The organism is Methylorubrum sp. GM97, from assembly GCF_024347855.1.
GTDB lineage: Bacteria > Pseudomonadota > Alphaproteobacteria > Rhizobiales > Beijerinckiaceae > Methylobacterium > Methylobacterium extorquens.
Map to the genome: position 1 here is coordinate 1,016,236 of NZ_AP025942.1, position 19,367 is coordinate 1,035,602.

The 19,367-nt window shown below is 65.6% G+C and carries 16 protein-coding genes and 2 pseudogenes; 12 read left to right on the forward strand and 6 right to left on the reverse strand.

Annotation, left to right across the window (positions count from 1 at the left end; translation table 11 throughout):
• Nucleotides 1-86: 86 nt before the first annotated feature.
• The 6 genes from trxB to aat all read left to right on the forward strand — a co-directional run bounded on the left by trxB (nt 87) and on the right by aat (nt 5,490).
• Nucleotides 87-1,061, forward strand: coding sequence for a thioredoxin-disulfide reductase (trxB, locus tag MSPGM_RS04880; RefSeq protein WP_003598212.1), 975 nt, complete (start codon nt 87-89; stop codon nt 1,059-1,061).
• 340 nt (nt 1,062-1,401) lie between these two features.
• On the forward strand, nt 1,402-2,292 hold the full coding sequence (locus MSPGM_RS04885) for a LysR family transcriptional regulator (RefSeq protein WP_003598214.1): 891 nt from the start codon (nt 1,402-1,404) through the stop codon (nt 2,290-2,292).
• A gap of 116 nt (nt 2,293-2,408) precedes the next feature.
• Nucleotides 2,409-2,864: a type II 3-dehydroquinate dehydratase gene (gene aroQ / locus MSPGM_RS04890; RefSeq protein WP_003598216.1), complete on the forward strand. Its 456-nt coding sequence runs from the start codon at nt 2,409-2,411 to the stop codon at nt 2,862-2,864.
• Nucleotides 2,865-2,882: 18 nt separating this feature from the next.
• Complete coding sequence (accB, locus tag MSPGM_RS04895) at nt 2,883-3,353, forward strand: acetyl-CoA carboxylase biotin carboxyl carrier protein (RefSeq protein WP_003598217.1); 471 nt, start codon at nt 2,883-2,885, stop codon at nt 3,351-3,353.
• Nucleotides 3,354-3,363: 10 nt separating this feature from the next.
• The gene (accC, locus tag MSPGM_RS04900; protein WP_003598219.1) at nt 3,364-4,731 is read left to right on the forward strand and encodes an acetyl-CoA carboxylase biotin carboxylase subunit; all 1,368 of its coding nucleotides are present in this window, start codon (nt 3,364-3,366) and stop codon (nt 4,729-4,731) included.
• An 84-nt stretch (nt 4,732-4,815) separates the two neighbouring features.
• Nucleotides 4,816-5,490 (forward strand): leucyl/phenylalanyl-tRNA--protein transferase, encoded by a 675-nt coding sequence (gene aat, locus MSPGM_RS04905; RefSeq protein WP_003598221.1) that lies wholly within the window; start codon nt 4,816-4,818, stop codon nt 5,488-5,490.
• A gap of 65 nt (nt 5,491-5,555) precedes the next feature.
• Here aat and MSPGM_RS04910 read toward each other — a convergent pair whose 3' ends face one another.
• Nucleotides 5,556-6,176: a TetR/AcrR family transcriptional regulator gene (locus MSPGM_RS04910; protein WP_003598222.1), complete on the reverse strand. Its 621-nt coding sequence runs from the start codon at nt 6,174-6,176 to the stop codon at nt 5,556-5,558.
• A gap of 47 nt (nt 6,177-6,223) precedes the next feature.
• Here MSPGM_RS04910 and MSPGM_RS04915 point away from each other — a divergent pair, with 47 nt between their 5' ends.
• A complete protein-coding gene (locus tag MSPGM_RS04915) occupies nt 6,224-6,703 on the forward strand; it encodes a DUF4188 domain-containing protein (protein ID WP_003598226.1) in 480 nt (159 codons plus the stop codon).
• Between the two features lie 99 nt (nt 6,704-6,802).
• Here MSPGM_RS04915 and MSPGM_RS04920 read toward each other — a convergent pair whose 3' ends face one another.
• Both MSPGM_RS04920 and MSPGM_RS04925 read right to left on the reverse strand, forming a co-directional pair.
• Entirely contained in the window at nt 6,803-7,462 is a 660-nt protein-coding gene (locus MSPGM_RS04920) for a DUF2155 domain-containing protein (RefSeq protein WP_003598227.1), read from the reverse strand.
• Nucleotides 7,463-7,641: 179 nt separating this feature from the next.
• Nucleotides 7,642-8,058 (reverse strand): NADH:ubiquinone oxidoreductase subunit NDUFA12, encoded by a 417-nt coding sequence (locus MSPGM_RS04925; RefSeq protein ID WP_012752230.1) that lies wholly within the window; start codon nt 8,056-8,058, stop codon nt 7,642-7,644.
• A gap of 519 nt (nt 8,059-8,577) precedes the next feature.
• Between MSPGM_RS04925 and MSPGM_RS04930 the strand changes: the two genes are divergently transcribed.
• Nucleotides 8,578-12,309: a vitamin B12-dependent ribonucleotide reductase gene (locus MSPGM_RS04930; RefSeq protein ID WP_012752231.1), complete on the forward strand. Its 3,732-nt coding sequence runs from the start codon at nt 8,578-8,580 to the stop codon at nt 12,307-12,309.
• A gap of 420 nt (nt 12,310-12,729) precedes the next feature.
• Nucleotides 12,730-13,913 (forward strand): IS3-like element ISMex5 family transposase gene (locus MSPGM_RS04935; RefSeq protein ID WP_209688052.1). Its coding sequence is split into 2 segments (ribosomal slippage): nt 12,730-12,994 and nt 12,994-13,913, totalling 1,185 coding nucleotides; the frame shifts between segments, so codons are not numbered across the junction.
• A 646-nt stretch (nt 13,914-14,559) separates the two neighbouring features.
• Here the strand turns inward: MSPGM_RS04935 and MSPGM_RS04940 are convergent.
• Nucleotides 14,560-14,844 (reverse strand): annotated as a pseudogene (locus MSPGM_RS04940) (ArsB/NhaD family transporter); the annotation flags it as partial.
• Here MSPGM_RS04940 and MSPGM_RS04945 point away from each other — a divergent pair.
• Both MSPGM_RS04945 and MSPGM_RS04950 read left to right on the forward strand, forming a co-directional pair.
• Nucleotides 14,841-15,149, forward strand: a pseudogene (locus MSPGM_RS04945) (arsenical resistance protein ArsH); the annotation flags it as partial. The pseudogenes MSPGM_RS04940 and MSPGM_RS04945 overlap by 4 nt on opposite strands.
• 69 nt (nt 15,150-15,218) lie before the next feature.
• Nucleotides 15,219-15,425 carry a hypothetical protein gene (locus tag MSPGM_RS04950; RefSeq protein ID WP_003601423.1) on the forward strand — a complete coding sequence of 69 codons (207 nt, stop codon included), beginning with the start codon at nt 15,219-15,221 and terminating at the stop codon, nt 15,423-15,425.
• 687 nt (nt 15,426-16,112) lie between these two features.
• On the opposite strand, the gene MSPGM_RS04955 is transcribed toward MSPGM_RS04950, so the two are convergent.
• Complete coding sequence (locus MSPGM_RS04955) at nt 16,113-16,478, reverse strand: PRC-barrel domain-containing protein (protein ID WP_261926182.1); 366 nt, start codon at nt 16,476-16,478, stop codon at nt 16,113-16,115.
• Nucleotides 16,479-17,646: 1,168 nt separating this feature from the next.
• Here MSPGM_RS04955 and MSPGM_RS04960 point away from each other — a divergent pair.
• Nucleotides 17,647-18,396, forward strand: coding sequence for a potassium channel family protein (locus MSPGM_RS04960; protein ID WP_003601425.1), 750 nt, complete (start codon nt 17,647-17,649; stop codon nt 18,394-18,396).
• An 82-nt stretch (nt 18,397-18,478) separates the two neighbouring features.
• Here MSPGM_RS04960 and MSPGM_RS04965 read toward each other — a convergent pair whose 3' ends face one another.
• A complete protein-coding gene (locus tag MSPGM_RS04965) occupies nt 18,479-19,291 on the reverse strand; it encodes a hypothetical protein (protein WP_245265601.1) in 813 nt (270 codons plus the stop codon).
• Nucleotides 19,292-19,367 lie beyond the last annotated feature (76 nt).

Genomic DNA, 19,367 nt, shown 5'->3' on the forward strand with positions numbered 1-19,367 from the left:
CGTGCCAGACTGGGCGCGAGGCTACACAAAGCAACGGACAGCCGGCGCCCAAGGATCGGGACGCCCGCTGATAGGAGACGGCACAGATGGCCCACACCCATGCGAGGCTCGTCATCATCGGCTCGGGGCCGGCGGGCTACACCGCCGCGATCTACGCCGCCCGCGCCATGGTCGAGCCCCTGCTGATCTCGGGCTTCCAGCCCGGCGGCCAACTGATGATCACGACCGATGTCGAGAATTATCCGGGCTTCGCCGACGCGATCCAGGGCCCCTGGCTGATGGAGCAGATGCGGCTCCAGGCCGAGCATGTCGGCACGAAGATCGTCTCGGAATACATCACGAGCGTGGACCTGAACGTGCGCCCGTTCCGGCTGGAGGCCGATTCCGGCGAGACCTACACCTGCGACTCGCTCATCATTGCCACTGGCGCCCAGGCGAAGTGGCTTGGCCTGCCCTCGGAGGCGAAGTTCCAGGGCTTCGGCGTCTCGGCCTGCGCCACCTGCGACGGCTTCTTCTTCCGCGGCAAGGACGTGACCGTGGTCGGCGGCGGTAACACCGCGGTCGAGGAGGCCCTGTATCTGGCCAACCTCGCCAAGTCGGTCACCGTGATCCACCGCCGCGGCGAGTTCCGGGCCGAGCGCATCCTGCAGGAGCGCCTGTTCAAGCACGCCAACGTCACGGTGAAGTGGCATCACGCGGTGGAGGAGATCTGCGGCTCCGACACGCCGCCCTCCGTCACGCATCTGCGTCTCAAGGATCTGCGCACCGGCGCGATCGTCGAGCAGCCCACCGACGGCCTGTTCGTGGCGATCGGCCACCAGCCCGCCACGGGGATCTTCGAGGGCCAACTGCCGATGCGGCACGGCGGCTACATCACGGTGACGCCGGGCACTACCGCGACCGACATACCGGGCGTGTTCGCAGCGGGCGACGTCACCGACGACGTCTACCGTCAGGCGATCACCGCGGCCGGCATGGGCTGCATGGCCGCGCTGGAGGCGGAGAAGTTCCTGGCCAATCTCGATGTTGGCGAGAGCCCGGCCAAGGCTGCCGCCGAGTAGGCGCCCGGGCTTCGGGCGTTTCGCGGGCGTTTCAAGTACTGTTCAAAAGAACGCCCGCTTCGCCATCGTGTCGGACCCGGAGACCGACCGGGGACAGGCGCTGTCGAAGCATTCAAGACGTTGTTCGACACGCATTTCCCTGTTGATGGCGGAAATGACGCAACCAAATTGCAAGCTTGTCGTCCTAACCTGAAAGCTGCGGGAGCCGGCAGGTTTCGCGAAGAAGCCTTTCGCCGGGTATGGCAGGGCAACAGACTGGCGTCGTGCAACGCCCGAAGGTCGTGGCCCCCCGTGCGGGCTGACTGCGACGGGCCGACCTCGACGGGCGGGAGTGACGGCCTTGGATTGGGACAAGATCCGGATTTTCCTCAACGTCGCGGAGGCCGGCAGCTTCACGCGGGCGGGCGATGATATCGGCCTCAGCCAGTCGGCGGTGAGCCGGCAGATCAGCGCGCTGGAGCGGGAGCTGAAGGCGCCCCTGTTCCACCGGCACGCCCGGGGCCTGATCCTGACCGAGCAGGGCGACCTGCTGTTTCGCGCCGCGCGCGACATGAAGCTCAGGCTGGAGAACACCCGCGCCCGCCTCGTCGAGACCAGCGAGCGCCCCTCCGGTGACCTGCGGGTGACGACGACGGTGGGCTTAGGCACATCCTGGCTGTCGCAGCGCGTCTCGGAATTCCTCGATCTCTATCCGGATGTACGGATCGAGCTGGTGCTCACCAACGAGGAGTTGGACCTCGCCATGCGCGAGGCCGACATCGCGATCCGCATGCGCCGTCCGGCCCAGCCGGACCTGATCCAGCGGCGGCTGTTCACGGTGCATTATCACGCCTTCGCGAGCCCCGATTACGTCAAGCGCTTCGGTGAGCCCAAAACCATCAGCGACCTCGACGAGCACCGCCTCGTCTCGTTCGGCGGCAACGAACCGTCCTATCTGCTCGCGACCCACTACCTCGCCAGCATCGGCCGCGAGGGGGATGAGCGCCGTCCGGTCCACTTTACGGTCAACAACATCACCGCTCTCCACAAGGCGATGGAGGCGGGGGTCGGCGTCGGCATCCTGCCGGACTACGCCGTCGATGGGAACGAGAGCCTCGTCCAGGTGCTGCGCGAGAGCGAGATGCCGACGATGGAGAGCTATCTCGTCTATGCCGAGGAGATGCGCTCGGTCGCCCGCGTCCAGGCCTTCCGCGATTTCCTCGTGAACAAGGCACAACGCTGGACTTATTGAAAGCTTGGCCGGGCAACCGGCCGGCAACCGCCCTTGTCGCGCACCGACGCACTCGTCTAAGACCGGCCCTCCTGCCGGGCGGTTCGCGAAGCCTCCGGCCGACGCAGCCGGACGGCATGATCGCGATTCACTGCCTCAACGGGCCGAACCTCAATCTCCTGGGCCAGCGCGAGCCGGGCATCTACGGCGCCGCGACGCTCGCCGACATCGAGCAAAACCTGCGGGAGCAGGCGGCTCGCCTCGATATCGCCCTGACCTTCCGTCAGACGAATCACGAGGGCGAACTCGTGACGTTCGTGCAGGAGGCCGGCGCCGCCGGGGCTGGGGTGCTCATCAACGCCGCCGCCTACACGCACACCTCGATCGCGCTGCGCGACGCGATCAAGGGAGCGGGGGTGACAGCGGTGGAGATCCACCTCTCCAACGTCCATGCCCGCGAAGACTTCCGCCACGTCTCGCGGATCGCGCCGGTCTGCGCCGGTTTGATTTCGGGCTTCGGTGCCCACAGTTACGTCCTGGGGCTCGACGCCCTCGCCCATCTCCTGCGTGGACGCACCCCGTCCGCCTCCTGACCTCAGAACTACGAGCCGATGGCCAAGAACGAACCCTTCGATCCCGAACTGGTGCGCGAACTCGCCCGGATGGTCGCCGAGACCGATCTGACCGAGATCGAGGTCGAGAAGGGCGATCTGCGCATCCGCGTCGCCCGAAAGATCGAGACGGTCTCGGTTCAGGTCGCGCCTTCCGCCCCGGCCGCTGCGGCGGCACCGGTCGCGGCGGCGCCTGCCGCTCTGGCGCCGGCACCCGCCAAATCCGGTGCGGGCCATCCCGGCGCCGTGCCGTCGCCCATGGTCGGCACCGCCTATCTGCGCCCCTCGCCGGACGCGAAGCCGTTCATCGAGATCGGCACGAAGGTCCAGGCGGGCGACAAGCTGCTGCTGGTCGAGGCCATGAAGACCTTCAACGAAATCGTCGCGCCCCGCGCCGGTACGGTGACCGCCATCTTCATCGAGGATGGGATGCCGGTCGAGTACGGCGAAGCCCTCCTCGTTCTCGAGTAGCCGCCCCGCGATGTTCGACAAGATCCTGATCGCCAACCGCGGCGAGATCGCACTCCGCATCCTGCGGGCTGCGAAGGAGCTCGGTATCGCCACCGTTGCGGTCCACTCCACGGCCGACGCCGACGCCATGCATGTGCGGCTGGCCGACGAGAGCGTCTGCATCGGCCCGCCGGCCGCCCGCGACAGCTACCTCAACATCCCCTCGATCATTGCCGCCTGCGAGATCACCGGGGCGGACGCCGTGCATCCCGGCTACGGCTTCCTGTCGGAGAACGCCCGGTTCGCCGAGGTTCTGGCGCACCACAACATCGGCTTCATCGGCCCCAAGGCCGAGCATATCCGCATCATGGGCGACAAGATCGAGGCCAAGCGCACCGCCAAGCGCCTCGGCATTCCCTGCGTGCCGGGCTCCGAGGGCGGCGTCACCGATCCGGACGAAGCCAAGCGCGTGGCCGCCGAGATCGGCTATCCCGTGCTGGTGAAGGCCGCTTCGGGCGGCGGCGGGCGCGGCATGAAGGTCGCCCGCTCGGAGAGCGAGCTGGAGCAGGCCCTCGACATGGCCCGCACCGAGGCCAAGGCCGCCTTCGGCGACGATGCGGTCTACCTCGAGAAGTACCTCACCAAGCCCCGCCACATCGAGGTGCAGATCCTCGGCGACGGGAAGGGCCACGCGGTTCACCTGGCCGAGCGCGACTGCTCGCTGCAGCGCCGCCACCAGAAGGTCTGGGAGGAAGGCGGATCGCCGGCCCTCAACGAGGCGATGCGCGCCGAGATCGGCGGCATCTGCGCCAACGCCATGCGCGAACTCGGCTATCTCGGCGCCGGCACCATCGAGTTCCTCTACGAGGACGGGCGGTTCTACTTCATCGAGATGAACACCCGCATCCAGGTGGAGCACCCCGTCACCGAGATGATCACCGGGATCGATCTCGTGAACGAGCAGATCCGGGTCGCGGCCGGCGGCGGCCTGTCGGTGGCTCAAGAGGATATCAAGGTCGAGGGCCACGCCATCGAGTGCCGGATCAACGCCGAGCACCCTTCGACCTTCCGGCCCTCGCCGGGGCTGATCACCTATTTCCACCCGCCGGGCGGCCTCGGCGTCCGGGTCGATTCGGCCGCCTTCCAGGGCTACCGGATTCCTTCGAACTACGACTCGCTGATCGGCAAGCTGATCGTGCACGGGCGCACCCGCAACGAGTGTCTGATGCGCCTGCGACGGGCCCTCGACGAGTTTGTGGTCGACGGCATCGACACCACGCTGCCGCTGTTCCGCACGCTGGTGCGCAATGCCGACGTGCAGAACGGCCTCTACGACATTCACTGGCTCGAAGGCTTCCTGGCCCGCGAGGAACTGAACGGCGTCGAGACCCGGCGCTGAGAAAGCGGGGCGGCAGGCCGACACGGCACGCCTGCTGCCTTCTGACGGCTGGTGTTCGCGCCCGGAGCGCGCGACAACGCTTCGATGCACGACAGGCCGCCCGTGGACATCACGCCCGACATCCTGCTCAAGGCCTATGCCGCCGGGATCTTCCCGATGGCCGAGGATGCGGATGATCCGACGATCTACTGGGTCGAGCCCCGCGCCCGCGGGGTGCTGCCCCTCGACCGTTTCCACGTGCCCAAGCGGCTCGCCCGCACCGTGCGCTCCGACGGGTTCGAGGTCGTCAGCGACCGGGATTTCGATGCGGTGATCGAGGGCTGCGCCGCCCCGCGCCGGGATACCGCCCGCACCTGGATCAACGCCCGCATCCGCGACCTCTACGGCGCGCTGTTCGATCTCGGCCATTGCCACACGATCGAGGTCTACCACGAGGGGCGCCTCGCGGGCGGGCTCTACGGCGTCTCGCTCGGGGCGGCCTTCTTCGGCGAGAGCATGTTCCACGAGGTGCGTGACGCCTCGAAGGTCGCCCTGGTCCACCTCGTGGCTCGGCTGCGCTCCGGAGGTTACCGGCTCGCCGACACGCAGTTCCTCACTGAGCATCTGAGCCAGTTCGGCGTCGAGGAAATGCCGCGCCACATCTACAAGCGCCACCTCGCAGCCGCGATCACCGAGCGGGCCGAATGGGGTCCGCCGGACCGGGTCTTTCGCGGCGCCGAAGCCCTGGCCGCCCTCGGGATCGGCCGCGCCGAGACGTAGGGGCGACATCGGGGCGCTGCCCCGATTCCCCGCCAAAGGAATGATCCCTTTGGGATCCCATTCTTTCAGCCGGGTATCGGTTCGAGCCGCAGCAGGCGGCCGGCGAGCGCCGCGGCCACGTGCGGGTCGGTCCGTACGGCCTCACCGAGCAGGCCGTCGATGACGAGCGCGGCGATGCCGTGGACGAGCGCCCAGGACCGCAAGGCTTCGTCGGCGGCGGCCTCCCCCGGCAGCAGCGTCGCAACCCGTTCAGCCAGCACCGCGTAGGCGGCGGCGGAGGCTTCGCACAGTGCCTGGGGCCGTGAGCCGCCCGAGCGCGCGCCGCCGAACATCAGACGAAACAATCCGGGCTGCGCACAGGCAAAGGCGACGTAGGCCGCCCCTTGCGCGTAGAGGGCCTCGCGTCCCGCCCCCTCCCCTCCCCGGTCCGCCACCTCCAGCGCCGCGCGCAGTCGCTCGAAGCCGACGATGGCCACCGCCGCGAGTAGGGCGTCCTTGTCGGGAAAGTGCCGGTAGGGCGCCATCGCCGACACACCCGCCCGGCGCGCGGTCTCGCGCAGGCCGAGCGAGGCCGGATCGCCCCCCTCCTCCAGGATCGACAGGCCCGCCGCGACCAGCGCCCCGCGCAGATCGCCGTGATGGTAGCCGCCCTTGGCCGGATTCGACTCAGCCTTCGATGTTGACACTGTAAGCAACGCGCCTATGATTACACCGTAAACATGGGATTGATGCCATGCAGACATCGGATAAGCAAGCTGCCGCAAACGGCCGCCCCACGCGGGACTCGGTCGATCTCTCGGCCTATCCGGGGCTTGTCGTGGTCTATCTCGGCTTTCGCGTCGGGCGGATGCGGGGCCTCAAGGCGCTGCTCGGCATCGGGCGCGGGCTGGCCCAGATGCAGCGCGAGCGGCCGGACGGGCTGCTGGCGCACGAGAACCTCGTCTATGGCCTCAACCATATCGGCATGCGGCAGTACTGGCGCGATCTGGAAAGCTTGGAGGCCTTCACCCGCTCGGACCCGCACAAGACATGGTGGCGGGATTTCGGCCGCGATCCGGCCGGCAACGGCTTCTGGCACGAGGCCTACCGGCTCTCGGGCGGGATGGAGGCGATCTATGTCGGCATGCCGCGCCCGATCGGGCTCGCGTCCTTCGCCGCCGCCCGCCAGCCGCTCGGGCCCTTCATGACCTCGCGGCAGCGGCTGGCTTCTTAGAGCGCATTCCGACGAAGTGGTGGCCGGTTCGTCGAAAGAATCCGCGTCAAAACAAGGATCGGGAGCCGCCGGCCTGATGCAATCAGGTCGGATGGGCGCTTAACGAAAAATCGCGTCGAAGATCGATTGCGGCTCGCGCGGAGGCGGCGGAGCGGCTGCAGGCCCCTCGTTGTTCGGGAAGAACTTGCGCGAGGGCTTCTGTTTGGGCTGGACCGGCACGCCGCGCGGCCCCTCGACGTCGACCTGACCGTTCTGGTTGACCTGGGCGGACGTCTTGGTCGGGTCCGCGCCCTTCTTCCTCGGCTTGTCCTGGCGCGAGGCGAGCGCGGGCACGTCCTCCTGCTCCTTCGCCTCGGCGATCACGTCGGAGCCGCCCTTACAATCGGTCAGCCACACATCGTAGATCGGGTGCTCGATGGCGTGCAGGCCGGGGCTCGCCGCGAACATCCAGCCGGTGAAGATGCGCCGGTACTTGCTGTCCAGCGTCACCTCGTCGACCTCGAGGAAGGCCGTGGTCTTCGGCGTCTCGGTGGGCGGGCGCGAGTAGCAGACCCGCGGCGTCATCTGCAGCGCGCCGAACTGCACCGTCTCGTCGATAGCGACCTCGAAGGTCACGATCCGGCCGGTGATCTTGTCGAGGCCGGAGAACACCGCGGTCGGGTTCTTGATCTTGTCGGCGGAGGCCGGCAGCGCGCAGAGCGCCAGGGCGAGCGTGCCGAGTGCGGTCCGGCGCAGGATCGTTGCGGGGATGCGGCTCAAGGCGCCCTCTTGAGTCTGGAGCCGGCCATCGCGGCCGGCAAACGGTGCGGCCGTTCCAACACCCCAAGGGTGGTGGAAAAAGGGCGGCCGGGCCGTGATGCTCTGAAGTTCCGCCCGGGCTGCGCACCGACCGCCCTATGGCAGATCGCGGTGCCCCCCGGCTCGCGGCATGGCTTCGTCTACTCGGCGGGCGTCCACGGCACGTAGTCGCCGGTCGCGGCCGGGCGCTGGCCCCAGGAGAGCTGCGAGCCCTTCGGCCGGTAGGCCGCTGCCGTGCCGGTGAGGTTCTCCTCGTGGGCCTTCTGCCACTCGCGAGGCTGATAATCCTCCTCGCTCGGAGCGACGTCGCCGTTGTGGCACAGCCAGGCCCGCCAGCCCGGCGGCACGCGGGAAGCGTCGGCATAGCCGTTATAGACGACCCAGCGCCGCTCCGGGCCGACTGAGCGGTCGATCAGCGGACCCAGCGCCTTGTAGTATTTGTTGCCGAGCTCGTCCGAACCGACGAACTGGCCGCTGCGCGCGGTGTAGAGCGCAAGCGACATCGTCTGCCCGTTCCACCAGGTGAAGATGCGCAGCAGCGTGTCCTTGAGGGCCATGATTCCTCCGGCGAGCGACGGACCCGCGGTGCCGTCGCCGCGGTCGTTATGGTCGTCACGCGCGTGTGAGTCCAGCACCCCGGACCGCTGTCGCATTTACGGCACGCTCCCCCTGTCTCGCGCACCCGTTAACCCTGTCCGACCCTCTCGAGGGCGGCCAAACCCATCGCCTTCCCTGTGGACCGAAAAATTTTCCCGGCGGATTCGATCAAGCCGAAAGGCCACTTAGCGAACCGCCTCGAATATCCACAGATTTATGATGCAGGACACAACATCTAGCGCGGAACACGGGTAGCCGGCACTAGTTATTGACGCAGATGGCCGCTCGGACGTAAGGTCCGGGCATCGCTTCGAACGGTTCGGCGGGGTTTGGGAAAAACCCCGTTTCCGCATGACGGACAGGCTCCCACGTCGTCTGCTGCGGGGCCCCGAACCGGCCGAGGCACATCCGGCTTTTCATCCATGATCCGCGGCTTGCGCCGCGGCACGGGGTCGCTTGGCTCCGAGGGAGAGGGATTCATGCGGTTCGAGCGGCGCTACACGACGGCAGGCCAGTCGCCCTACGCTGCCATCGCCTTCCGCAAGGCGGTGAGCGAGATTCGCAACCCGGACGGCTCGATCGTCTTCCGGCTCGACGGCATTTCCGTGCCGGAGAGCTGGAGCCAGGTCGCCGCCGACGTGCTGGCGCAGAAGTATTTCCGCAAGGCCGGCGTCCCGGCCCGCCTGAAGAAGGTCGAGGAGAACAGCGTTCCCTCCTTCCTCTGGCGCGCCGTGCCGGATGAGGCCGCGCTCGCCGAACTGCCGGAGGAGGAGCGCTTCGTCTCCGAAATCTCGGCGACCCAGGTGTTCGACCGGCTCGCCGGCTGCTGGACGTATTGGGGCTGGAAGGGCGGCTACTTCTCGTCCGAGGAAGACGCCGCCGCCTTCATGGACGAGCTGCGCTTCATGCTCGCCCGCCAGATGGTGGCGCCGAACTCGCCGCAATGGTTCAACACCGGCCTGCATTGGGCCTACGGCATCGACGGGCCGAGCCAGGGCCACTTCTACTGCGACCCGAAGACCGGCGTGCTGACGAAGTCGGCCACCGCCTACGAGCACCCGCAGCCGCATGCCTGCTTCATCCAGTCCGTGCAGGACGACCTCGTCAACGAGGGCGGCATCATGGACCTGTGGGTGCGCGAGGCGCGCCTGTTCAAGTACGGCTCGGGCACCGGCTCGAACTTCTCGATGCTGCGCGGCGAGAACGAGCGCCTCGGCGGCGGCGGCAAGTCGTCCGGCCTGATGTCCTTCCTCAAGATCGGCGACCGGGCCGCGGGCGCGATCAAGTCCGGCGGCACCACCCGGCGCGCCGCCAAGATGGTGATCGTCGACATCGACCATCCCGACGTCGAGAACTTCATCGACTGGAAGGTGAAGGAGGAGCAGAAGGTCGCCGCGCTGGTGACCGGCTCCAAGGTCGTCTCCAAGCACCTCACCGCGGTGATGAAGGCCTGCACCCAGTGCGAGGCCGAGGGCGACGCCTGCTTCGACCCCGAGCGCAACCCGGCGCTCAAGCGCGAGATCAAGGCCGCCCGCAAGGCGATGGTGCCGGACGCCTACATCAAGCGCGTCGTGCAGTTCGCCCGCCAGGGCTTCACCAAGATCGACTTCCCCGTCTACGACACCGATTGGGATTCGGAGGCCTACCTCACGGTCGCCGGCCAGAACTCCAACAACTCGGTCTCGCTGACCGACGAGTTCCTGCGCGCGGTGGAAGCGGACGGGCCGTGGAGCCTGACCTCGCGCACCACGGGCAAGGTCGTGAAGACGCCTCAGGCGCGCGACCTGTGGGAGAAGATCGGTGAGGCCGCCTGGGCCTCGGCCGATCCGGGCCTGCACTTCAACACCACGATGAACGACTGGCACACCTGCCCGGAGGGCGGGCGGATCCGGGCCTCGAACCCGTGCTCCGAGTACATGTTCCTCGACGACACGGCCTGTAACCTCGCCAGCGCCAACCTGCTGACGATGTACGATCGTCAGTCGAAGCACTTCGACGTCGAGGCGTTCGAGCACCTCAACCGGCTCTGGACCGTGGTGCTCGAAATCTCGGTGATGATGGCGCAGTTTCCGTCCAAGGAGATCGCCGAGCTTTCCTACAAGTACCGCACGCTGGGCCTCGGCTACGCCAATATCGGCGGCCTGCTGATGACCATGGGCCTGCCCTACGACTCCGATAAAGGCCGGGCGCTGGCCGGCGCGCTCACCGCGATCATGACGGGCGTGGCCTACGCCACCTCCGCCGAGATGGCGGCCGAACTCGGCACCTTCGAGGCCTACCCGGACAACGCCGCGCACATGCTGCGGGTGATCCGCAACCATCGCCGTGCGGCGCATGGCGAGGTCGCGGGCTACGAGGGCCTGAACGTCAGCCCCGTGCCGCTCGACCACGCCAACATCCCGCAGGCCGATATCGGCGCCCATGCCCGCGCGGCCTGGGACCGGGCGCTGTCGCTCGGCGAGCAGCACGGCTACCGCAACGCGCAGGCCACCGTGATCGCGCCGACCGGCACGATCGGCCTCGTGATGGATTGCGACACCACCGGCATCGAGCCCGACTTCGCCCTGGTGAAGTTCAAGAAGCTCGCCGGCGGCGGCTACTTCAAGATCATTAACCGCGCCGTGCCGGACGCCCTGCGGGCGCTGGGCTACCGCGAATCCGAGATCGCCGAGATTGAGGCTTACGCCGTCGGCCACGGCTCGATGGGCCAGGCTCCCGCGGTGAATCCGGGGTCGCTGCGCGCCAAGGGCTTCACCGACGACAAGATCGCGGCGGTGGAAGCGGGGTTGAAGTCGGCCTTCGACATCAAGTTCGTGTTCAACCGCTGGAACCTCGGCGACGACTTCCTCAAGGACACCCTCAAGGTGCCGGCGGAAAAACTCGCTGACCCGACCTTCGAGCTCCTGCCCTTCCTCGGCTTCTCGAAGCGCGAGATCGAGGCCGCCAACACCCATGTCTGCGGAGCGATGACGCTGGAGGGCGCGCCCTTCCTCAAGCCCGAGCACTACGCGGTGTTCGATTGCGCCAACCCGTGTGGGCGCACCGGCAAGCGCTACCTCTCGGTCGAGAGCCACATCCACATGATGGCCGCGGCGCAGCCCTTCATCTCGGGGGCGATCTCCAAGACCATCAACATGCCCAACGACGCCACGGTGGAGGATTGCAAGGCGGCCTACCTGCTGTCCTGGCGCCTCGCGCTTAAGGCGAACGCCCTCTACCGCGACGGCTCCAAGCTCTCGCAGCCGCTCAACTCGGCGCTGATCGCCGACGACGAGGAGGACGCCGACGAGGCTCTGGAGGCGATCATCCAGGCCCCGGCCGCCGCCAAGGCGACGGCGGCGGCGGAGAAGATTGTCGAGCGGGTGATCGAGCGCATCGAGCGCATCCGCTCGCGCGAAAAGATGCCTGACCGGCGCAAGGGCTACACCCAGAAGGCGGTCGTCGGCGGCCACAAGGTCTACCTGCGCACCGGCGAATACGATGATGGCCGCCTCGGTGAGATCTTCATCGACATGCACAAGGAAGGCGCAACCTTCCGAAGCCTGATGAACAACTTCGCCATCGCGATCTCGCTCGGCCTCCAATACGGCGTGCCGCTGGAGGAATACGTCGAGGCCTTCACCTTCACCCGCTTCGAGCCAGCGGGCTTCGTGCAGGGCAACGACGCGATCAAGAACGCGACCTCGCTGCTCGACTACGTGTTCCGCGAACTGGCGGTCTCGTATCTCGGCCGCACCGACCTCGCCCACGTCAATCCGGCCGAAATCGGCGGCACGGTGCTCGGCGGCGGCGAGGGCGACACCACCCGCGAATCGGCCAAGCCGGCGCCGGCCGCCTCGGCAGTCGTCTCCCGCGGCCTGCTGCGCGGCTCGGCCGACCGGCTCACCCTGATCCAGGGCGGTCCGGCCGGCGCCACGACGGGGGTGGCCGCAGCCGCCACGGGCCAGTCGGCCCCGGCCGGCGGTACGGTCCACGCGGTGCGGGGCGCGACCGCCCTGAAGGCGGAGCCGCAGAGCGTCGGCAGCATCGAGGCGCTGCCCTTCGCCAAGCCGGAGCCGAAGGCGGAGCGCACTGTCGCCGACCGCCGGGCCGAAGCGAAGATGAAGGGCTATGTCGGCGAGGCCTGCCCCGAATGCGCGAACTTCACGCTGGTCCGCAACGGTACCTGCCTGAAGTGCGACACCTGCGGTTCGACGACAGGGTGCTCATAGTTATGCCGTGCTACTGTGGATGAGAGCATAAGTTGAGCATCGCGCGAGGCGAAAGTTGCCATGTGATGCGCTCAGTTCTCGGTCTTCAACCTACCGAGTCCTGAATCGCTAGCGAGCTGGCGGACATTTGGGACGGTACTGGCAAGGAGGGCGCCTGATCGGCGTCCTCCCCATGCTGCGGAGAACAAAACAGATACGACCTCGCTTAGGGCGGAGCGGCTTCGGACCGCCCTGTAGCCTGAGGCAAAAGATGAGCACTGTGGGGAGACCCATGAGGACGCCGATGAACGCACCGGTTCGACCTAGTCACGGCCTGCAGGGCTTCCTGGCCCGCTATTGCCCGGAACCAGAAGTTTGATCCGCCCCCACTGAAGTGGTCCGCCCTGAGGTATGGCTTTTGAGCCAGATGAGGACGGACAGATGGGAACGAAGCGGCACAAGCCGGAAGACGTGGTCGCCAAGCTGCGGCAGGTGGATGTTCTGGTCTCGCAGGGCCAGAGCGTGGCGGAGGCGATCCGGGCCATCGGCGTGACGGAAGTGACCTACTACCGCTGGCGCAAGGAGTACGGCGGCCTGAAGAGCGATCAGGTTCGACGGATGAAGGACCTGGAGGTTGAGAACCAGCGGCTGCGCAAGGCGATTGCGGATCTCACCCTCGACAAGCTGATCCTGCAGGAGGCCGCTCGGGGAAACTGACCAGCCCCGCGCGCCGACGCGCCTGCATCGCGCATGTCATGAACGTCCTAGACGTCTCCGAGCGCCGCGCCTGTCGGGCGCTCGGGCAGCATCGCTCGACGCAGCGCAAGGTGCCGCGGGGAAGAGAGGATGAGGCCGCGCTGACAGCCGACCTCGTGGAACTGGCTCGCCAGTACGGGCGCTACGGCTACCGGAAGATCGGTGCATTGCTGAAGGCGGCGGGCTGGTTCGTCAACGACAAGCGGGTCGAACGGATCTGGCGGCGCGAGGGGCTGAAGGTCCCGTCTCGGCAGCCCAAGCGCGGCCGCATCTGGGACGGGGATGGTTCCTGCCTGCGATTGCGGGCGGAGCGTCGCGATCACGTCTGGTCCTACGACTTTGTCGAAGCCCGCACGCACGAGGGCCGCAAGTTCCGGATGCTGAACGTGGTCGATGAGTTCACGCGGGAGTGCCTAGCGATCCGCGTCGCACGCAAGCTGAAGGCGGCGGACGTGATCGACGTGCTGTCCGACCTGTTCATCCTGCGCGGCGTGCCCAGCCATATCCGCTCGGACAACGGTCCGGAGTTCATCGCCAAGTCCGTGCAGGCCTGGATCACCGGTGTCGGCGCCAGAACAGCCTACATCGCACCCGGCTCGCCATGGGAGAACGGTTACGTCGAGAGCTTCAACGCACGACTACGGGACGAGCTTTTGAACGGTGAGATCTTCTACACGCTCAAGGAGGCGCAGATCGTGATCGAGAGTTGGCGTCTACACTACAACAGCGTGCGCCCGCACGCCTCGCTCGGCTACCGACCACCGGCCCCGGAGGTGTTCGTGCCGGCCTTCACCGCTTGGCCGGCTGCGCTCACTCGGTCGGCTCCGCCGGCCAAGCGACCCGTGGAGCAAAGGCCGACCCTGCACTAACTTAGAACTTGGACCACCGCGTGGGGGCCGATCAGTCGTTAGATGAATTCCGGAGCGAATACGCGACCCTGTTCCAAGAGATGACAACCACAGGCATTCATTTTCGCGAGATCAAAAGGCGCCTGACTGCGCTCGGTCTCGGGCCGTCGATCGAACGGGAGGTCGTTGGAGCGGCATTCTATCGACGATCGGATCTTCGGCGCATCTAAAATATCAAGACCAATAGTACGTACTCCAGGCCCTCGCGGATAAGACCGCGGGGGCCTTTGCTATGTCTCGATCGAGCTGCTCTGCGGGCGCGAGCGACCATGGATTTCTCCTTCGTCGCTCGAACAACTTATCCGCTTGGAGTGAGCAACTTATACCTGATTACGTTGGAGGGTGCGAAAAATCTTCAATCAAATCAGTTACATAGACCTGGGCACTTATCAACTTATGCCTAACTCCACAGCTACTGTGGATGAGAGCATAAGTTGAGCATCGCGCGAGGCGAAGGTTGCCATGTGATGCGCTCAGTTATCGGTCTTCAACCTAGCGAGTCCTGAATCGCTAGCGAGTTGGCGGACATTTGGGACGGTACTGGCAAGGAGGGCGCCTGATCGGCGTCCTCCCCATGCTGCGGAGAACAAAACAGATACGGACCAGCTTAGGGCGGAGCGGCTTCGGACCGCACTTCGCCAAAGCTGGATCCAACCAGCAGCACCCGCGGCGTAATGATCAGGCCGACCTTCATGTACTGGTCCCAGGTGATGCGCTGGCCCTTGCTCGCCAGCACGTGCAGCCAGAGCAGGGTGGCGAGGTTGCCGCTGGGCGTGAAATTCGGCCCAAGATCGCAGCCGATCACGTCGGCGTAGACCATCAGCTCGCGGGTCAGCGGCGACAGGTCCGGGGCTTGCTGGATCGAGAGCGCCCCGACCAGCACGCTCGGTATCCGGCGGCTCGCAGAGCTTCAACGCCGTGAACAGCCTGCGCATGCTCGGGCGCTGGATGCGGATGATCATCGACCCGAATCAGTCTTCGGTGACGATGGCCTACAAGGAGTTCGACGAAGCCGGCTGCATGAGGCCGGGACCGCTCTACGACCGGGTGGTGGATGTCTGCGAGGCACTCATAAAGTTCACGCTGCTGACCCGCGAGCGAACGGACTACCGAGCGGATCGCTACAGCGAGCGGAAAGAGCGGGAGCCGGAGAGCCTGAAGGCGGTGGCGGCCGACATCGGTTTTGTGAAGCGGTAGGCAAGCGCTTGACCTTCCCCCTATGGGAAGGATCACAATCAGGTCGCATCCTGCGGAGGACACCAAGCCATGAAGAACCTGATTGCGAGCGCGACAGCCTTGCTACTGCTAAGCGCTGCCCCTGCTCTCGCCATGAGCTGCTGCGGTGGCAGCAAGGGCAAGGGCGCGATGATGTGCGGGAAAGGCAGCATGGCGATGAACCACGCCCAGAAGGGCAAGAAGGGTGGTTGCTGCTGCGAGGGTATGAGCGGCGGCAACATGAGCAAGCGTACCTGAGCTGCGCCAGGTCGTGCCGCAATCAGGCCGGGCCGACTGCCCGGCCTTTTTTGCGCGTGCCATTGGTCAAAACTCGTCCCAACGCGCACGCAGCACTCACACCTGACCGACAAAGCTGATGCACCAGCGGCGCGGCGCAGCTAGGCGAAACTTCATAATTCAAGATTTCCGGATGGCTCGGGGTAGGCGTTGCCAATCAGGCACTCGGAAGGCGCGAAAGTCTCGACCGAAACTCAACTCATTGGTTCCGATTTCCACACGCTCTAGACATTGGGATGTGGCTACTCAAAAGTCCGACTGGGGTCGAAAGCGGCCCCGGGTCAGTGTTCGATCGATGAGTTGACGGCCTGCTCCTTTCCGCGCACGGCGCCCGCATCAACTTTGGGGGCTCCCCAGCGAACGTTGTGATCGGTCCGATGGATATCCTGCGCTCGATAGGTCGGTCGGCGCGAGGCTCAGGCGGTTCGCGGGTGTGCCGGGCTGCGCGAACGAGGGAACGGTCGCGCCGGCCGTAGACCGAGCGGAAAGCGTCGGGCTCATGATGGGCCTGCCTGCCGCCCGCCTTGGCTCGATGAGACAGCTTTCAGGCGGGTGGCAGACCCGATGCAGGGTAGCTCACGATGAGGTTGTCGAACTGCGAGATGCCCGAGCGGCTCCTCGCGTATACAGGGACGGCAAGTGCAACCACTACAAGGGTCCTGCATAATATTCAGCAAGCAGTTCCCACTCCTGCCCGGAAATTAGATGATCATCGCGCCTTGAGAACTCAGGCGCGTTATGCAGCTGCTCCTCCGTGATGTTTGTGCGATAGCCTTGTAGGCCCAAATCGTAGTGCAGATAATTCCACGGAATTGTGTGACTGTCTGAACTTCCGCCAATAAATTTTCTGAACGAGGTGACTGCATAAGCGACATTGCCATTTACCTTCTCAATCACAAGGCGCTTGATTATCCCAATTTGTTTTCCGCTTGCGTCGTACACAGCAGTGCCTTCGACACGACTGCTCTCGATGAACGGGTGGCTCGGAGCTGACGTCGTATGCGCGTCTGACATAGTTCATCTCCCTTAGTTCTGCGCCAACACAGACAGTAAACGCGCACTGCCACTTTGTTGTGCCGTCTCAAGGAGCATCAGGGCCATCGGTCCGAGAATCGTGAGCCCGCCGACGAGGCACCTCGATGAGTTGGTCTCCCTCGTGTCAGGGGGCTGAGGATGCGATCCGCCGCACTCAGTTCCGAAGCACTTTGTCCGTCGCGATAATTTCGGCCTGTTGGCCGTAGCGACCGTGTCAGCGTATGAGCACAGCGCCGGAATTTAATCCCATTGCCATATCCCCGAACCTGCTTTGACGTAGCCGCCGCTGACGGACCGCTTCTGCCTCGGTAGCGGACGCTCGAAGCGATCGCGGGGGAAGTCCGCAAGGGGCCATAAGTTCGCGTGAGGCGAGGACAAGCTAAAGGTCCGAGTGGAGCCGGAAGCGGCCATGAATGGCGATCCGTTAAAAGTGCACCTATCGCGAACCCGTGGTGCTGGTCTTCGGCCGCATACCGAAATCGAACCGACGCCAGCGCACGGATATCAAAGCGTCAGCCCACGCAACCGCAACTCAATTGGGTCGTTACGATATCTCGGGGGCGTTCTCCAGTAAAGGAGCGTGCCGTGACGAGATCAGAAGCAAAGTTCCTGGATTACATCAAGAAAAAACCTGGGATGCCAGATGCCAGTGAGCTTGAGCGTCTCCGGGATATATTGGATCGGATGGAATGGCAGCACATCTTTAGCTGGGTGGAGCCGAAGAAGTCTGCACGCTCTGATTGAGAATGATGGGAGGGGCAAATGCCTTTTGGTAGGTTCCCTCCCATACCCAAACAGAACCATGCGGCACGGCTGCCTCAGGTAGCGAGCGGCCGCCCTGGGCCGAAGGACCGCTGAAGTCGCACAGCCGAATAAGTGGCAAGCGAACTTCTGCCCCCCTTCCGGATAAGGGAGGCTGCTCGAGAAAGCCCGTTCAGGTCGCGGGACCTGACATCCATCCCGCTGAACGTGTCCACCAAGGGGATCGCTCCCTCGTTCTGCCAAACAGCCAAACGAACGTGAACATGAGCTCGATCAACGAGGAGGCGACGGTCGCATCCCGGATCGAGCTACGTGCGAGGAACGTTTATTTCCCCGGAGCGAAGCGGCGGACGTGTCTCTACACATGGTAACCTGGAAGCGGAGGATGTGGGAGCTTTACGAGGGCGATAGCGACCGCGCGCATCGGTTTCGTTACGGCCTGCTCGCCTTTGACTTGACCACCCTCCTGTTCATCGTCGTGTCCTCGTTCATGCCCCGCCCCCCATGGGTCGAGGTGGTCGATATTCTCATCGGTGCCGCGGTGGCTGCCGACTTCCTCTCGCGACTGTCGATCTGTCCACGACCGGCCCGAGAGTTCCTGCGGCCGACGACCTGGGCGGACGTCGCCGCTATCGCCTCCTTCCTGGCGCCCATCGTCGGCGAGGGCGCCGGATTCCTGCGCATCCTTCGCACGCTGAGGCTGCTGCGGACCTACCAACTGCTGGATCGGCTGCGAGCAGACTTTCCGTTCTTCCGCCGCAACGAGGAGGCGATCATCGCGGTGCTGAACCTCGCGGTGTTCATCTTCATCATGACCAGCATCGTCTATGCGACGCAGCATCGCACGAATCCAAATATCGCCAACTACGTTGACGCGCTGTATTTCACGGTGACTTCGCTGACGACGACGGGCTACGGCGACGTCACTCTACAGGGGACCAGCGGGCGGCTGATCTCCGTCGTCGTGATGATCTGCGGCGTGACCCTGTTCCTGCGCCTCGCCCAGGTTCTGTTCCGGCCCAACAAGGTGCGCTTTGCCTGCCCGACCTGCGGCTTGCAGCGCCACGAACCGGATGCGGTTCACTGCAAGGCTTGCGGCACGACCCTGAACATTCCCGATGAGGGCGCCGATTGAAGGTCGGAGCGGCCGCGGTGCTGTCTTGGAGATCAACGTTCGATGCCGCGAGCCTGACCACCCTGAGCATCATGCACCTGCCTTACTTCGAGGCGCCAAGCTCCCATTGAACGGCGAGCGCGACTTGGAACTGCGGTGTGTTCCGGTTGAGTCCGAAGCCCACGGCTGCACCAAGGATCGCACGCTGGTCTCTCAGGCGGTGTCGCACACCCGCCTGCGCCAAGCTGTAATCTGGCTGCCCCTTCTCCTGCTGCTCGCGTGCGTAGGTGATGACCAGAGCCGTGTCGCGGGTGAGTGCCTGTCCGGCTGAGGCGTTGACGAGATAGCGGGTCATCCGTTCCCCAGGGGCTGGATCGAAGCGGTGGACGGTACCTATGTTCAGGCTCACGCCGAGCGGACGCTCGCCAGCAATGAGCGTCTTGCCGAAGAGGGCTGTCGCTTCGGTTTCGTACGCCGTGCCACCCGGTCCGTAGAGGGAGCGCACGCGGCCGAGCAAGCCGACAATCGGCCAGGAACCGCTCTCCTCCGTCAACTGGTAGAGCGCACCCAGCCGGGTCGTTCCGCCGAGAGCTGCACGCTCCTGCTCCGAGCCGGGTCCACCCACTTCGGTCGACACTGTTCCGAGGCGACGGCGCACGTCCAGGTTACCGTAAGCACCTGTTTGGCCGATGCGGAGGTCGAGATTGGGTGACACGCCGTAGCTCAGTTCGGTCTCGGCGCCCCAGGTGCTTCGCACGCGGCCTGTCGCGGCTCGTTCATAGGATCCGACGATGGAGTAGGCCGCTTCTCCGGGCGGCGTGGCGTGCGGGTCGGTGACCTCGAAGGGATCATCCGCCAGGGTGATCGGCTCGTCCTGTGCCGCAGTTGCGCTCGGAAACGCCAGTGCGGCCGCCAAGGCAAGCCCCCAGGCAGCCGTGACGGACGGAGCCCGGCATCGCACTCTGCCGCCTCGTGGTGCGTTCTTCATCGGG

Bases quoted from the DNA above. Each gene is read 5' to 3' on its own strand.
- MSPGM_RS04915 (WP_003598226.1), top strand. From the start codon at position 6,224: ATGCAGACATCGGATAAGCAAGCTGCCGCAAACGGCCGCCCCACGCGG.
- accC (WP_003598219.1), top strand. From the start codon at position 3,364: ATGTTCGACAAGATCCTGATCGCCAACCGCGGCGAGATCGCACTCCGC.
- MSPGM_RS04950 (WP_003601423.1), top strand. From the start codon at position 15,219: ATGAAGAACCTGATTGCGAGCGCGACAGCCTTGCTACTGCTAAGCGCT.
- MSPGM_RS04925 (WP_012752230.1), bottom strand. From the start codon at position 8,058: ATGGCCCTCAAGGACACGCTGCTGCGCATCTTCACCTGGTGGAACGGG.
- accB (WP_003598217.1), top strand. From the start codon at position 2,883: ATGGCCAAGAACGAACCCTTCGATCCCGAACTGGTGCGCGAACTCGCC.
- MSPGM_RS04955 (WP_261926182.1), bottom strand. From the start codon at position 16,478: ATGTCAGACGCGCATACGACGTCAGCTCCGAGCCACCCGTTCATCGAG.
- MSPGM_RS04930 (WP_012752231.1), top strand. From the start codon at position 8,578: ATGCGGTTCGAGCGGCGCTACACGACGGCAGGCCAGTCGCCCTACGCT.
- aat (WP_003598221.1), top strand. From the start codon at position 4,816: ATGCACGACAGGCCGCCCGTGGACATCACGCCCGACATCCTGCTCAAG.
- aroQ (WP_003598216.1), top strand. From the start codon at position 2,409: ATGATCGCGATTCACTGCCTCAACGGGCCGAACCTCAATCTCCTGGGC.
- trxB (WP_003598212.1), top strand. From the start codon at position 87: ATGGCCCACACCCATGCGAGGCTCGTCATCATCGGCTCGGGGCCGGCG.
- MSPGM_RS04960 (WP_003601425.1), top strand. From the start codon at position 17,647: ATGTGGGAGCTTTACGAGGGCGATAGCGACCGCGCGCATCGGTTTCGT.